This window comes from Crossiella sp. SN42, assembly GCF_023897065.1.
GTDB lineage: Bacteria > Actinomycetota > Actinomycetes > Mycobacteriales > Pseudonocardiaceae > Crossiella.
Genome location: NZ_JAMHIV010000001.1, coordinates 551,222 through 564,229, shown reverse-complemented (window position 1 = coordinate 564,229; position 13,008 = coordinate 551,222). Strand labels below are relative to the sequence as shown.

The window sequence follows — 13,008 nt, the reverse complement described above, 5'->3', positions numbered from 1 at the left end:
GTCGTGACCGAGCTGCGGGCGGCCGAGGCGGCACTGCGCGGGCAGGAGCCGTTGGCCACGGCCGAGGACTTCCACCGGTGGTGGTCGCAGCGGCAGCGAGCCGGGCGGTTCGAGGTCCGCACGGTGCCCTTCGATCAGCTCGACCAGTGGGACTTCGACCCGGCCACCGGCAACCTCGGCCACCGCAGCGGTCGCTTCTTCACCGTGGAAGGACTGCTGGCCAAGGACGACACCGGCCAGGTGCGCACCCAGCCGGTCCTGCACCAGCCCGAGATCGGCGTGCTCGGCATCCTGGTCGCCGACCTCGGCGGCAGGCTGTGCTGCCTGATGCAGGCCAAGTGGGAACCGGGCAACGTCAACGGGCTCCAGCTCTCCCCGACCGTGCAGGCCACCAGGAGCAACCAGCAGCAGGTGCACGGTGGCGCGGCCACCCGCTACCTGCGGCACTTCACCGACCCGGGTCCCCGTGAGGTGCTGGCCGACGTGCTCCAGTCCGAGCAGGGCGCCTGGTTCTGGCGCAAGCGCAACCGCAACATGGTGGTGCGGGCCAGGGGACCAGTGCCGCCGCACGAGGACTACCGGTGGATCACCCTGGACCTGCTGCGTGCCCTGCTGGCGGTGGACAACCTGGTCAACATGGACGCTCGCACGGTGCTGTCCTGCCTGCCCCCGCCACCGGGTGTGGCCGGGCCCTCGGTGCACACCCGGCAGGAGATCCTGAGCTGGTTCACCGCGGCCAGGGCGCACTGCGCGTGGCAGGCACGGCTGGTACCACTATCCACTGTGGACGGTTGGTCGCGTACGCCCGAGGAGATCGCCGACCGCCGCCGCCGGGAGTTCCGGGTCGTCGGGGTGCGCGCCGGCGCACACAACCGCGAGGTGCGGGAGTGGACCCAGCCGCTGCTCGAACCCTTCGGGCAGGGCATGGCCACGATGGTCATCCGCCAGTGGCGCGGAGTGCCACACCTGCTGGTGCAGGCACGGGTCGAACTGGGGCTGCTGGACCTGGTCGAGCTGGGGCCGACCGTGCAGGTGGCGCCCGGCCAGGACCGGCCGGTGCCACTGGAGTCGGAGCCGGCCGCCGCCGGTGAAGTCCTGTTCGACACCGTGCTGTCGGAGGAAGGCGGGCGCTTCCGCCACGCGCGGACCCGGTACCGGATCGTCCGGGTCGGCGAGGACTTCCCGCTCGCGGTGCCCGGACGCTTCCGCTGGCTGACCGCGCGGCAGCTGGGCGGCCTGCTGCGGCACGGGCACTACCTCAACGTGGAGGGCCGCACCCTGCTCGCCTGCTTCCACAGCCTGACCGCGCCGACCGACGGGTGAGAGGACTGCGCCGATGCGGACCCACCGGCTCGCCGTGACCGGAGCACACCTGTTCGTCCCCGAGACCCACCTGGACGACCGGGGAAGTTTTGTCTCCCCGTTCCAGGAGCCCGCCTTCCGCGCGGCCGTCGGGACAGCGCTGTTCCCGGTGGCGCAGACCAACATCAGCGAGTCCCGCCGCGGCGTGCTGCGCGGGATCCACTTCACCCGGACGCCACCGGGCACGGCGAAGTACGTCAGCTGTGTGCGGGGCCGGGCGCTGGACGTGGTGGTGGACCTGCGGATCGGGTCGCCGACCTTCGGCCGCTGGGACGCCGTCGAACTGGACGGCACCACCGCGGGCGCGGTCTACCTGCCCCTTGGCGTCGGGCACGCCTTCCTCGCCCTGGCGGAGGGGACCGTGATGTCCTACCTCATGTCCGGCGGCTACGTCGCCGAGCACGAGCTGGCGGTCTCGGCGACCGATCCCGAGCTGGGACTGCCGCTGCCGCACGGGATCGAGCTGGTGCGCTCCGCCCGCGACCGGGCCGCCCCGACGCTGGCGCGAGCCCGGGCAGCCGGCCTGCTGCCGCGCTACACCGACTGCGTGGACCCGGCTCAGGACACCCGCACCGTCGGCACGTAGTGGATCCACCGGCCGCCGCGCCGCCGGAAGTCCTGTTCCTTGGCCAAGATCTCCTCGGCGTGGTTCCACGCCAGCAGCAGCGCGAAGTCCGGCCCGCGCTCGGCGAACTCCGCGGGCGGACGCACCGGGATGTGGCTGCCGGGGGTGAGCCTGCCCTGTTTGGTCGGGCTGGTGTCGCAGACGAAGGAGAGCAGTTCCGGGCCGATCCCGCAGTAGTTCAGCACGGTGGCGCTCTTCGCGGTGGCCCCGTAGCCGGCCACGGTGCGGCCCTGGGAGCGCAGTTCGCGCAGCAGGGCCAGCAACTCGGTGCGGTTGCGCCGGATCCGCCTGCCGAACTCCGCCAGCGTCCGCTCCCGGGTGAGGCCGGCGGCGGTCTCCCCGGCGAGCAGCTCGGTGATGGCGGGGGAGACCGGGCGGGTCCCCTGACGGGCCACGGTGTACCTGAGCTCGCCGCCGTGCACCGGCAGCCGTTCGGCCTCGACCAGCTCCAGCCCGTACGGCCGCACCAGGGCGCGCACGGAGGTGACGGTGAAGAAGAAGACGTGCTCGTCGTAGATCTGGTCGAAGGAGGTGCGTTCGACGATGTCGGCGAAGTAGGGGTCCTCAAAGACCAGGACCCCGTCCGGGGCCAGCAGTTCGCGCACGCCGCGCAGGATCGAACCGAGATCCGCTATGTGGCACAAGGTGTTCGCCGCGTACACCAGGTCGGCCGGGCCGTCGGTGGCCAGGATCTCCCTCGCGGTCGGCTCGTCGAAGAACTGGGTCCGCACCGAGACACCCTTGGCCCTGGCCCGCTCGGCCACCCCGCCGGAGGGTTCCACCCCGACGTGGCGCACGCCCGCCCTGGCGATGGCCGACAGCAGCACGCCGTCGTTGCAGCCGATCTCCACCACCAGCGGATCGTGGCGCCGGGAAAGCCCGGCGAGCACCCGCTCGGCGAACTCGGTGAAGTGGCGGGCCATGCCCGCCGAACCGGAGGACAGGTACGGGTAGTCCTGGTGGAACATCAGCTCCGGCGGCACATCCGACATCAGCTGCACCAGCTCGCACCGGTCGCACACGCCGACGGCCAGGTGGTGGAAGAACTCCGGCGACTCCTCCGCAGGCCACCGGAACGCGTCGGAGAGCGGCTGCCTGCCGAAGTCGAAGAACTCGGCGACGACGCCGGGGCACACCCGGCAGGCGAGGGTGGTCATGGCAGCTCCTCGGGTGCTCGGCGGAGGCAGGCCGCGGCGGTCTGCCGGAGCCCCTGCGCCAACGGGATCCGGGCCCGCCAGCCGGTGACGCGGTGGAACTCGTGCGGACTGCCGCGGTGGTCCCGCAGGTCCGTCTCGACGGCGGCCGGTCCCAGCGGCACGGTGGTCAGCGAGACGGGCGGGCGGCCGGTCACCTCGGCCACGGCCCAGGCGATGCGGCCGAACAGCTCGGCCACGGTGACCGGCTCGCCGGAGCCCACCGCCCAGTGCCCTCCGGCGAGCGCGCCGGCCTCGGCGAGCGCGGCGGCGAAGGCCGCGGCCGCGTCCCGCACGTGCACCAGGTCCCGCAGCACCGCGCCGTCACCCCACACCGGCAGCGGGGACCCGGCGAGGGCGCGCCGCAGCATCGTGTCCACCACGCCGTGCCCGGAACCGGGGCCGTAGAGGGTGGGCATCCGCAGTGACACGCCGCGCACCACGCCGTCCCGGGTCGCGGCCAGCAGCGCCTCCTCCGCGGCGAGCTTGTGCCGGTCGTAGGCCACGGCCGGGCCCCACGCCTGGGAGGTGGATCCGGCGAAGAGCACCACCGGCGCCGCGCCGCGGCCGGCCCGCCGCCGCAGCTCCGCCAGCAGGTCGAGCATCAGCCCGGTGTTGACCCGCTCCGCGTGCCGGTCCTCGCCGGAGACCCGCCAGTCGTGGCCGGCGCGGCGGTGCGCGACCAGGTGGATGACCACGTCCGCCCCGGCCACCGCGCCGGCCAGCGCTCCGGTTGCGGTGAGGTCGGCGGCCCGCACCTCCACGTCCGTGCCAGGGCAGGGGGTGTGGCGGCGGGAGACCGCGCGCACCGACACCGGCCGCGCCGCGAACTCGCGCACCACCGCGGCACCCAGCGGCCCCGAGGAGCCCAGCACCACCACCAGCGGCGGTCGTGGCGGCGTCATCAGGCGCTCCCGGCGAGCACACCCGCGCGGCCGGCCGCGAGCTCTTCCAGCCGGGGCACCACCTCGTGCGGGCTGGGGGTGGCCAGCATCTCCGCCCGCAACCCGGCCGCGCTGGTGGCGAAGGCGGGTTCGGTGAGCAGCCGGCTCAGCTGCCGCGCGAGCGTCCCGGGGGTGAGCTCCCGCGCGCGCACGGCCAGCGCGGCGCCCCTGGCCACCAGCTGGCGAGCCTGGCCCGGCTCGCCCCAGATGGTGTTGTCCTCCACCACGCACAGCTGCGGCACCCCGCACAGCACGGCCGTGGCCATGGTGCCCGCGCCCAGGTGGTGCACGATCGCGGCACAGCTGGGCAGCAGCGCCTCCAGTGGCACGAAGTCGACCAGCCGCACGTTGTCCGGCACCTCGGGCACCGCCGCGAGCTGCTGACTGTCCAAAGTGGCCACAACCTCGACGTCCAGGCCGGCCACCGCGGCGAGCAGGTCGGCCACCGGCAGCGCGGTCAGCGCGCCCGCCCTGCTGGCCAGCCCCAGGGTCAGGCACACCCGTGGCCGGGCGGGCGGGCGCGCCAGCCAGTCCGGCAGGTCGCCGCGACCGCTGTAGGGCACGAACCGCACGGCCAGCTGCGGCAAGCCGGTGGGCTGGCGCATCCAGGCAGGCATCGGGTCGAGGGTGAGCGCCCCGACGGCGAGCTCGTCGTGGTAGTCGCAGCCGTGGCGCTGGGCCCGCGCGGTGAGCCAGGCCGTCAGCGGATCGTCCCGGCGGCTGCCCAGCAGACGGTGCATCCGGCCGAGGTGGTCCGGACCGAACAGCACGCGGGCGTGGGCCGCTCCGCAGACCCGGGCGGCGATGGGGCCCGCGTAGGTGAGCGCGTCCCACAGCACCAGGTCCGGCCGCCAGGAACGGGCGTGCCCGACCAGCTCGGCCAGCATCAGCTCATCGGCGAGGTAGCCGGAGATCGCGGTGCCGTACAAGGCCAGCGCGCCGCGCACGTAGTCCGCGTCCAGCACCGAGGGACGGGTTTCGTCCAGCCGGAGCCCGCTGCGGTACAGGGTCCCGTCCGCCGGTGCGCCGCCCCAGGCGCGGGCCTGCCCCGCCAGGTCGAGCTCGGCGCCGACCGGGACCGCGGTGAGCCCGGCGTCCTTGATCGCCTCGGCCAGGTTGGGCTGGCTGGCCACCCGCACCTGGTGACCGGCGCAGCGCAGCGCCCACGCCAGCGGCACCATCAGGTTCAGGTGCGAGGGCGCGGCGAAGGTGGTGCACAGGACACGCATTCGGGCCTCCGCGGCTTCCTGATCAACAAGTTCAGGCTAGCCACGGGGATGGGCGTTGACCCGTCATCTCTTGGGTGGACAACGCTTCAGGGCGCGGGCGGGAGGTAGCGCGTGGTGATGATGTCCTCCAGCGGCTGGGGCCCGACGTAGCGTCGGCAGGGGCACCGGGTGTACACGGTGCCGACGTAGTCGCCCTTCTTGTTGTAGGACTTGGGCCGGGCGTTCTCCCCGTGGCACGCGCCGTCGGCGACGTCGTGCAGGGCAAGGGAGTGACCGCACCCGCACACGGCGGTGACCGGCTCCGGCGGGCGCTTGCGCCGGGTGAGCCGGCCGGTGAGGTATCCGATGATCAGCAGGCCCCCACCGACAGCAAGGGTGATCGGGTCCATGGGTCAATGCTACCGAGTCGGCGCCGGGGGAGTGGTCGTTCCGGAGTCCCCCGTTCCAGCGCATCCGGCTGGTTCTCCAGAGGAGTTCCCCAAGTCCCGGAGCGACTCCGCGCGCACGTCCACGGCAGGCGCCTGGATCACTTGCGCACGCCCAGGAAAACCCCGCAGGTGCTGCCCGGCATCCCGTCCTCGAGGTACTCCGCGGTGCAGTCGGCCGCGGTGAGCGCCTCGGTGTACTCCGCGCGGCTGAACAGGGTCATGGTGTGCACCTCGGCGAACTCGGTGAGACCGCCCGCGTCAGCCGTGACGAACCGGACCCGCATGTCGACCTGGTCGCCGGTCCGCGCCGAGTGCGACACCCTGACCACGGTCAGGTCCTCCTCCTGGCACAGGTCGGCGCCCACGTAGCCGTCGATGAAGCGTTCGGGGAAGCACCACGGCTCCAGCACCAGCACCCCGCCGGGGGACAGGTGGCGGGCCATCGAGGCCAGGGCCGCGGCCAGTTCACCGGTGTCGCGCAGGTAGGCGACCGAGGCGAACATGCAGCACACCACGTCGAAGGTGCGGCCGAGGTCGAAGGCGCGCATGTCACCGGTGTGCACGGTGACGCCCGGCACCCGGCCGGCGTGGGCCAGCATCGCCGGGGACAGGTCGAGCCCATGCACCTCCGCGCACTCCTCGCCGAAGGTGCGCAGGTGGGCGCCGGTGCCGCAGGCCACGTCCAGCAGGGAGCTCGCCGACGGCAGCCGCGAGCGCGCCAGCCGGAGGACCTGTCGCGCCTCGGCCGCGCGATCGCGCCCGCGGTGCCGGTGCACGAGGTCGTAGACGCGCGCGGCCGCCGGCCCGTACCGGAGGGCGGGCGCGGGCGCCGGTCCCGGCCGCCGCCGCGCGGCCAGCTCCTCCAGCCGGGGCACCAGGTCGTGTGGGCTCGGGGTGCCGGCCAGTTCCCCGCGCACCTGCTCCGCCGACTGCCGGAAGGCGGGTTCACGCAGCAACCGGGTCACCCGCTCGGCCACCGCCGCCGGGGAGAACTCCGCCGGCTCGACCGCGAGCGCGATACCGCGGTCGACGAGCCTGCGGGTCAGCTCCGCCTCGCCCCACACGTTCACCCCGTCCGGCACCCGCAGCTGCGGCACGCCGTAGGTCATCGCGGCGCCGATGGTGCCGACGCCGAAGTGGTGCACCACCGCCGAGCAGGTCGGCAGCAGGTCCGGCAGGGACACCGGACCGCTCAGGCGGACGTTGTCCGGCACTGGGCCGGGCACCTGCTCCCGGTCGAGCGTGGCCACCACCTCCACGTCCAGCCGGCCCAGCCCGGCCAGGATCTCGGCGACCGGGGGAGTGGGCAGCCCGTAGGCCAGCGCGGCTAGGCCGAGGGTGAGGCACACCCGTGGCCGCGGGGGTGGCTGGCGAATCCACTGTGGACACTCCAGCGCGCCACCGTAGGGCAGGAACCGGAGGCCTGCCCGGTTCGCGGTGGCCACCTCGTGGGTCCAGGCTGGCATCGGGTCGAGGGTGAGCTGGCCGAGGGCGAGCTCCTCGTCGAAGGAGCAGCCGAAGCGCCCGGCCCTGGCCGCCAGCCACGCCGCCATCGGGTCGTCCCGCTCCTCGGGGGCGCGCTGCCCCGCCAGCTCGCGCAGCCGGGCGCGCATCCGGCCGAAGTGGTCCGGCCCGAACAAAAAGCGCGCGTGCGCGGCGCCACAGGCCCTGGCGGCGATGGCGCCGGGGAAGGTGAAGGCGTCCCACACCACCAGGTCCGGCCGCCACGAGCGCGCGAAGTCCACCAGCTCGGCCAGCATGCGGTCATCGGCGAGGAAGGCCGAGACCCCGGTGCTGTAGAGGGCCAGCGCCCCACGCACGTAGTGCCAGTCCAGCCGGTCCGGGCGGGTCTCGGCGAGGTCGAGCACGGACCGCCCGCCGGGGATGCGCCCGGTGGCCCGCACGTGCGCGGCCATGTCCAGCTCCAGGCCGACCGGCACGGCGGTGAGCCCGGCTTCGGTGATGGCCGGGGCCAGGTTGGGCTGGCTCGCCACCCGCACCTCGTGTCCGGCGCAGCGCAGCGCCCAGGCCAGCGGCACCATCAGGTTCAGGTGCGAGGGCGCGGCGAAGGTGGTGAACAGTACGCGCATAGCGGTCTCCGCAGACAGAGTCGGGCGTGCCCGGCCACGGGCGGGGCATGACGGCGGTCGCGCCCCGCCCGGGCCGTCCCGCCGGGTCGGCGATCACCGCCGACAGGAAAAGGTGATCAGCTGCTGCAACAACAACAGACGATGCTGCTGCAGTAGGCCGCGACCGGTTCGAAGTAGGTCATGGCCTCACCATGCGTACTGAACTCGATGACCGGAACATCGGTCTCGATGAACAACTTCTCCACAGGATCCCTCCCTTCACAAATAGCAATGCCGGATTCACCCGGCGGGCCCAGCCTAAGTGGGTCCCGCGTTCTCCAAACGTCCACCAAAGAGACGACAGCGGATCTCCTCGATCGTTATTGCCCCGGCCAGTGGAGTCCGCGACCATCGGTTGTGGCATCGCACCCCGAATTATGAAAAGAGGCCTGATGTCGCGCGAAAAGGCATTCCGTGTGCTGCATTTCGGTCTCCGTCGCAGTGTGCTGGCCGCACTGCGGTCCTCGCCGCGCCTCACCCCGGTCGAGGACCTGGCCGAGGCCGAGGTGGTCCTCATCGACGCCGCGACCTTCGAACCGGGCGACCTCGTCGCCGAGTTCGCGGCGAGCCTGCCGGAGTGCGGTCTGCCCACGTTCGTGCTGTCGGTCCGCAACGCCGCGCAGGCGCCGCCGGGCTCCTTCCCCGCCCTGGTCGCGGCCAGGGAGGCGGCCGTGATCGAGGGCGCGGCCGACTGGTGCGTGCTGCGGTGCGCGCCGCTGGGGCAGGAGCTCGCCTGGAACTCCCGTTACGAGACCGGCGGCGCGATGTACACCGCCTGGCAGTCGGCAGGCGCGCCGTGGGTGGACGCCGCCGATGTGCTGGACCTGGTGGTCCGGCTGGCCGAGGAGCCGGCGCGGCGACAGGCCGCCTACGAGGTGACCGGCCCCGCGGTGGTGTCCATGAAACAGGCGTGTGAGCTGCTCGGCGACCTGCACGGGCGGCCGCTGGTGTACGTGGGGCTGGACGAGGAGATGCTCGCCTCCGCGATGACCCAGGTCGGGTTCGACCCCACCTCCGCCGCCCATCGGGCCGGGTACATGACCTGGTGCACCTCGGCGGGCAACCGTGAGGTCTCGCCGGTGCTCGCCGGCGCGCTGGGCCGCCCGGCCCGTCCGCTGGCGGACTACCTCGTGCAGGCCGCCCGCGCGTGCCTGGCCCACGCCGAGTGAGAAGGGGAACCGACGTGACCACAACCCGAGGACCGGTGGCGCCCGCGCGGCGGACCTGGCTGGTGGATGGGCAGGCCCGCGTGCTGGCGGCGGGGGAGGAGGTGCTGATCCGCCGGGGTGGCGTGGTCACCCGCTGCGCCGGAGCGGGGGTGCGTGCCTTCCTCGCCGCGTTCCTGGCAGGCGCCAGGGACGGGGCCGTGACCCTGGACCTGGCGGAGGTGGCCGCCGAGCGCAGGCCCGGCATCGAGGCCCTGCTCGCCCGGCTGACCGAGGCCGGGCTGCTGGTGGAGCTGGTCGAGGACGAGCAGGCAGCGCCGGTGCCGGTGGGCCTGTGGCGGCGGGCGGGTGGCACGGTGGCCAGGGCGGAGATCGCCCGGCGCCTGCGCGAGCGGGCGGTCACCGTGCTGGGTGCGGGCAGGCTCGCCGAACTCCTGCGGGAGCAGTGCCGGGACAGCGGGCTGCGCGTCACCGCCACCGTCGGCGAGGACCCCGGTGGGATCGCCGTCGTGGTCGGCGCGCAGGAGGAGGATCCGCTGCTCGCGGAGTGGAACGAGCGCGCGCTGGCCGAGCCGCGCGGGCGGCCCTGGCTGGCCGTGCTGCCCTACGACGGCCAGCACGCCACCGTCGGTCCCTGGATCGTGCCGGGGGAGTCCGCCTGCTACCACTGCTTCCGGCTGCGCCGCGCCTCGGTGTTCCCGGACGAGTCGATCGCGGACCGGCTCGCCGAGGCCGTCCTGCTCGGCCCGGCCCCCGACCACTCCACCCGGCACCCCGGGCTGAACCTGGTCCAGGCCGGTCTGGTGGTGGACCGCCTGGCTGAGCGCGCCGGACTGGAGTCGCAGGCGTGGCAGTCGGTGCCCGGCGGGCTCACCACCGTCACGGCGGGCCCCGAGGGCGTCGCGGTGGCGCACCACCGCGTGCTGCGGGTGCCGAGGTGCCCGCGGTGTTCCCCCGCCCGCGGCGTCGGCTACCCGCAGGTCTGGTTCGGGCGCTCGGTGGAGGCCGGCCGATGAGCACCGCGATCGGCGAGCTGGCGCTGGCCGGGGCCACCGCGTGGACGCCGAAGACGGAGTCCGAGCGGGTCATGTCGGCGTTCCTGTCCCCTGCCGTGGGCATCGTGCGCAGGCTCTACGAGCGCATGCACGACATGGACGAGCTGTACGCCTTCTCCACCGGCGGCGAGGCGTGCGACGCCCGGATGCTGGTCGGCACCATGACCAACCGGTCGAACGGGGGATGCGGCACCAGCAGGCTCAGCGCCCGGCTGGGCGCGATCGGGGAAACCGTCGAGCGCTACAGCGGCGCCTGGGTCCCGTTCGAGCAGCTCCGCCACGGCAGCTACCGCGAACTGACCGCGCGGGGCCTGGTGTGCGTGTCCCCCGCGGAGTTCACCCCCTTCGCCGACTGGCAGTACGCGCGGGAGGGCGCGCCGTTCGTGCCCTTCGGCGAGGACACCCCGCTGCCGTGGGCCGAAGGCAGACGGCTGGCCGACGGGGCGCTGGTGCAGGTGCCGGCGCAGCTGGTCTACCTGCGCGCGGATCTCATGGACGTCAATCCGGTGGGCTATCCGACCAGCAACGGCCTGGCCTACGGCAGCACGGTGGACGAGGCGCTGGTCAGCGGGATCCTCGAGCTCGTCGAACGGGACGCGGTGATGATCACCTGGTACCAGCGGCTGTCCATGCCGCTGGTCGCGGTCGAGTCGGATCCGGACCTCGCGGAGTTCTTCCACCGGCACGTGCGCCCAGCGGGCATCGAGGTCTCCGCGGTCGACCTCAGCACGGTCAGCGGCGTGCCGACGGTGCTGGCCGTGGTGCGCAACCGCAGCTCGCCGCTGGCTCCGCTGGGCCTGGGCGCCGCCGCGGGCGCCACCCCGCTGCGCGCGGTGACCAAGGCGGTGTGCGAGGCGGTCAGCACCCGCGGCTGGGTGGTGTTCAAACAGCGCGACGGCCAGGTCGTCGACCCGCACGGGGACTTCGACGAGACCGTGCGCACCTTCGACGACCACATCTCCCTCTACGCGCACCCCACGCACATCCCCGCCACCGAGTTCCTCGACGGCAGCCGCCGGCGCAGCGATCTGGCCGACCTGCCCGCCCTGCCCGACGACACGCCGGGGGTGCTGCGCGACGCCCTGGTCGACCGCCTGCGCCGGCAGGGGGTGGACCTCATCGCGGTCAACGTCACCAGCCCGGACGTGGCCGAGGCGGGCGGGCACGTGGTCAAGGTCTTCTCCCCGCAACTGCAACCCCTGGACTGCGGATACCGCAGGCGTTTCCTCGGCACCAGGCGGCTGCGCGAGCTGCCGGTGCGGCTCGGCCTGCGCACCCCGGCGCAAGCGGCGGAGCTCAACCCGCTTCCGCATCCCTTCCCCTGACAGGAGCACCGGTATGAGCGACCAGATCGTGGTCGACAGCGCGAACCTGGTTGACGTCGTCTACTCCGGTGGCGGGCTGCCCGGCGCGGGCGACCCGGCGGAGGACTACTTCGAGGCGTCCAAGCTGTACCTCAGCAGCGCCCAGTGGGACGTGCCCGGCGCGCAGGCGCTGGAACGCTCGGCCGCCCTGCGCACCATGACCACCCGTGCGGGCAGGCGGTACGGCAGCAGACCGGCGCTGGCCCTGGCCGAGCCGGAACCATTGGCCGCCGACCTGGTCACCGTGCTGACCGGCCGCCGCAGCGCGATGTCGTTCGGGGCTGGTCCAGTCGGGCTGCCGGTGCTCGCCGGCCTGCTGCGCCACAGCTACGGCATCTCCGGGCAGGAGGGCGAGCGTCCGCTGCGGCCCACGCCCTCCGGTGGCGCGCTCTACCCCCTGGACGTCTTCGTCATCGCCCAGCGCGTGCCCGGTCTGACCGCGAACGGGCTGTACCACTTCGACCCCTTCCGCAACGTGCTCGCCGACCTGGGCGCGGTCTCGCCCACGGCGCTGGGCGAGTGCCTGAACCCGCCGGGCCTGCCGCCCTCGGCCTCGGTGACGCTCGTGCTCTCCGCCTCCTTCTGGCGCTCGCGTTTCAAGTACGGGCAGCGTGCGCTGCGGTTCGCCCTGATGGAGGCCGGGCACCTCGCGCAGAACATCCTGTTGCTGGCCACCGCCTACGGCCTGGCCGGCCGTCCGGTCGGCGGCTTCCTGGACGCCGGCCTGACCGCGCTGCTGCCCGACCACAACGGGGTGGACGACGCCCCGCTCTACGCCCTGCTGATCGGCACTCCGGGTGGCCCGCCCGCGCCGGCCGCCCCCGCGGGCTGACCCGCCGTGCACCCGGCCGCGGTGGGGCTGCTGGCGGTGCTCGTGGCGGCCCATCTCGCGCTGCCCTGGTGCCTCGGCCTGCTCGCGCGCGGCCGGGCCGCGGGACTCACCCTGGCGGTGCGCCGCGCGCCGGTGCGGGTGTACGGCCTGGCCACCACCGCCCTCGGCGCCGCCGCGGCCGTGGTGCTCACCGCGGCGCGGGCGTGGCCGCCCGCCGCACACCCGGTGGCCGCGGCCGGAGCCGGGCTGGTGGTCGGCGCCGGACTGCCGCTGCTGGCCTCGGCCCTGGCCCGCAGGCGTTCCGGCGCGGCCGGCAGGCGCTGGCGGCCACGGCTGTCCGGCCTGCCGTTGCAGGCCGCCGCCGCGGTGGCCGAAGAGCTGCTCTGGCGAGCGGCCGCGGTCCTCGCGCTCACCGCCGCCGGCCTGCCCTGGCTGGTCGCCGCGGCGCTGTCCGTGGCGGGCTTCACCGTGCTGCACCTGCCCCGGCACGGCCGGCGCGGCTTGCCCTACCTGCTGGTGCTGGCCCTCGTGCTGACCGCGCTGGCCGAGTCCGCGGGCCTGCTCGCGGCGGCGGCCGCGCACGTGGCGCACAACGCCGTGCTCGCGGCACGACCTCCGCCCGAGGCGGCGCCCGCGCCCGCAACCGTGCCGGAGCTGCCGCCCAGCCGGGACTGGTAGCCC

Annotated in this window: 13 protein-coding genes; 7 read left to right on the top strand and 6 right to left on the bottom strand. The window is 74.1% G+C overall.

Annotated features, from left to right (window positions below; translation table 11 throughout):
• Positions 1–3 precede the first annotated feature (3 nt).
• Together M8C13_RS02465 and M8C13_RS02460 are read left to right on the top strand one after the other, a co-directional pair.
• Positions 4–1,323 carry an NDP-hexose 2,3-dehydratase family protein gene (locus tag M8C13_RS02465; protein ID WP_252478759.1) on the top strand — a complete coding sequence of 440 codons (1,320 nt, stop codon included), beginning with the start codon at positions 4–6 and terminating at the stop codon, positions 1,321–1,323.
• Between the two features lie 13 nt (positions 1,324–1,336).
• Positions 1,337–1,948, top strand: coding sequence for a dTDP-4-dehydrorhamnose 3,5-epimerase family protein (locus tag M8C13_RS02460; RefSeq protein ID WP_252478758.1), 612 nt, complete (start codon positions 1,337–1,339; stop codon positions 1,946–1,948).
• Here the strand turns inward: M8C13_RS02460 and M8C13_RS02455 are convergent.
• The 6 genes from M8C13_RS02455 to M8C13_RS44305 form a co-directional block, all read right to left on the bottom strand.
• Positions 1,921–3,144, bottom strand: a complete 1,224-nt coding sequence (locus tag M8C13_RS02455) for a class I SAM-dependent methyltransferase (protein WP_252478757.1) — start codon at positions 3,142–3,144, stop codon at positions 1,921–1,923. The genes M8C13_RS02460 and M8C13_RS02455 overlap by 28 nt on opposite strands.
• The gene (locus M8C13_RS02450; RefSeq protein ID WP_252478756.1) at positions 3,141–4,085 is read right to left on the bottom strand and encodes an NAD(P)-dependent oxidoreductase; all 945 of its coding nucleotides are present in this window, start codon (positions 4,083–4,085) and stop codon (positions 3,141–3,143) included. The genes M8C13_RS02455 and M8C13_RS02450 overlap by 4 nt, the downstream gene beginning before the upstream one ends.
• Positions 4,085–5,353, bottom strand: coding sequence for an activator-dependent family glycosyltransferase (locus M8C13_RS02445; protein ID WP_252478755.1), 1,269 nt, complete (start codon positions 5,351–5,353; stop codon positions 4,085–4,087). The genes M8C13_RS02450 and M8C13_RS02445 overlap by 1 nt, the downstream gene beginning before the upstream one ends.
• Before the next feature lie 86 nt (positions 5,354–5,439).
• Positions 5,440–5,742, bottom strand: coding sequence for a hypothetical protein (locus tag M8C13_RS02440; RefSeq protein WP_252478754.1), 303 nt, complete (start codon positions 5,740–5,742; stop codon positions 5,440–5,442).
• A gap of 137 nt (positions 5,743–5,879) precedes the next feature.
• Positions 5,880–7,871 (bottom strand): activator-dependent family glycosyltransferase, encoded by a 1,992-nt coding sequence (locus tag M8C13_RS02435; RefSeq protein WP_252478753.1) that lies wholly within the window; start codon positions 7,869–7,871, stop codon positions 5,880–5,882.
• A gap of 116 nt (positions 7,872–7,987) precedes the next feature.
• Positions 7,988–8,116: a hypothetical protein gene (locus M8C13_RS44305; protein WP_256508404.1), complete on the bottom strand. Its 129-nt coding sequence runs from the start codon at positions 8,114–8,116 to the stop codon at positions 7,988–7,990.
• A gap of 237 nt (positions 8,117–8,353) precedes the next feature.
• On the opposite strand from M8C13_RS44305, the gene M8C13_RS02430 reads away from it, so the two are divergent.
• Genes M8C13_RS02430 through M8C13_RS45255 form a run of 5 tightly spaced genes read left to right on the top strand, consistent with a single transcriptional unit; the run spans position 8,354 to position 13,005 of the window.
• The gene (locus M8C13_RS02430; protein ID WP_252478752.1) at positions 8,354–9,079 is read left to right on the top strand and encodes a hypothetical protein; all 726 of its coding nucleotides are present in this window, start codon (positions 8,354–8,356) and stop codon (positions 9,077–9,079) included.
• 14 nt (positions 9,080–9,093) lie between these two features.
• Positions 9,094–10,092, top strand: coding sequence for a TOMM precursor leader peptide-binding protein (locus M8C13_RS45260; protein WP_252478751.1), 999 nt, complete (start codon positions 9,094–9,096; stop codon positions 10,090–10,092).
• Positions 10,089–11,456: a YcaO-like family protein gene (locus M8C13_RS02420; protein WP_252478750.1), complete on the top strand. Its 1,368-nt coding sequence runs from the start codon at positions 10,089–10,091 to the stop codon at positions 11,454–11,456. Before M8C13_RS45260 ends, M8C13_RS02420 begins: the two co-directional genes overlap by 4 nt.
• A gap of 13 nt (positions 11,457–11,469) precedes the next feature.
• Entirely contained in the window at positions 11,470–12,327 is an 858-nt protein-coding gene (locus M8C13_RS02415) for a SagB/ThcOx family dehydrogenase (protein ID WP_252478749.1), read from the top strand.
• A 6-nt stretch (positions 12,328–12,333) separates the two neighbouring features.
• Entirely contained in the window at positions 12,334–13,005 is a 672-nt protein-coding gene (locus tag M8C13_RS45255; protein WP_252478748.1) for a type II CAAX prenyl endopeptidase Rce1 family protein, read from the top strand.
• Positions 13,006–13,008: the final 3 nt, after the last annotated feature.

Coding starts and splice junctions, on each gene's coding strand:
- M8C13_RS02415 (WP_252478749.1), top strand. CDS start 11,470: ATGAGCGACCAGATCGTGGTCGACAGCGCGAACCTGGTTGACGTCGTC.
- M8C13_RS02450 (WP_252478756.1), bottom strand. CDS start 4,085: ATGACGCCGCCACGACCGCCGCTGGTGGTGGTGCTGGGCTCCTCGGGG.
- M8C13_RS02420 (WP_252478750.1), top strand. CDS start 10,089: ATGAGCACCGCGATCGGCGAGCTGGCGCTGGCCGGGGCCACCGCGTGG.
- M8C13_RS02445 (WP_252478755.1), bottom strand. CDS start 5,353: ATGCGTGTCCTGTGCACCACCTTCGCCGCGCCCTCGCACCTGAACCTG.
- M8C13_RS02435 (WP_252478753.1), bottom strand. CDS start 7,871: ATGCGCGTACTGTTCACCACCTTCGCCGCGCCCTCGCACCTGAACCTG.
- M8C13_RS02455 (WP_252478757.1), bottom strand. CDS start 3,144: ATGACCACCCTCGCCTGCCGGGTGTGCCCCGGCGTCGTCGCCGAGTTC.
- M8C13_RS02440 (WP_252478754.1), bottom strand. CDS start 5,742: ATGGACCCGATCACCCTTGCTGTCGGTGGGGGCCTGCTGATCATCGGA.
- M8C13_RS02460 (WP_252478758.1), top strand. CDS start 1,337: ATGCGGACCCACCGGCTCGCCGTGACCGGAGCACACCTGTTCGTCCCC.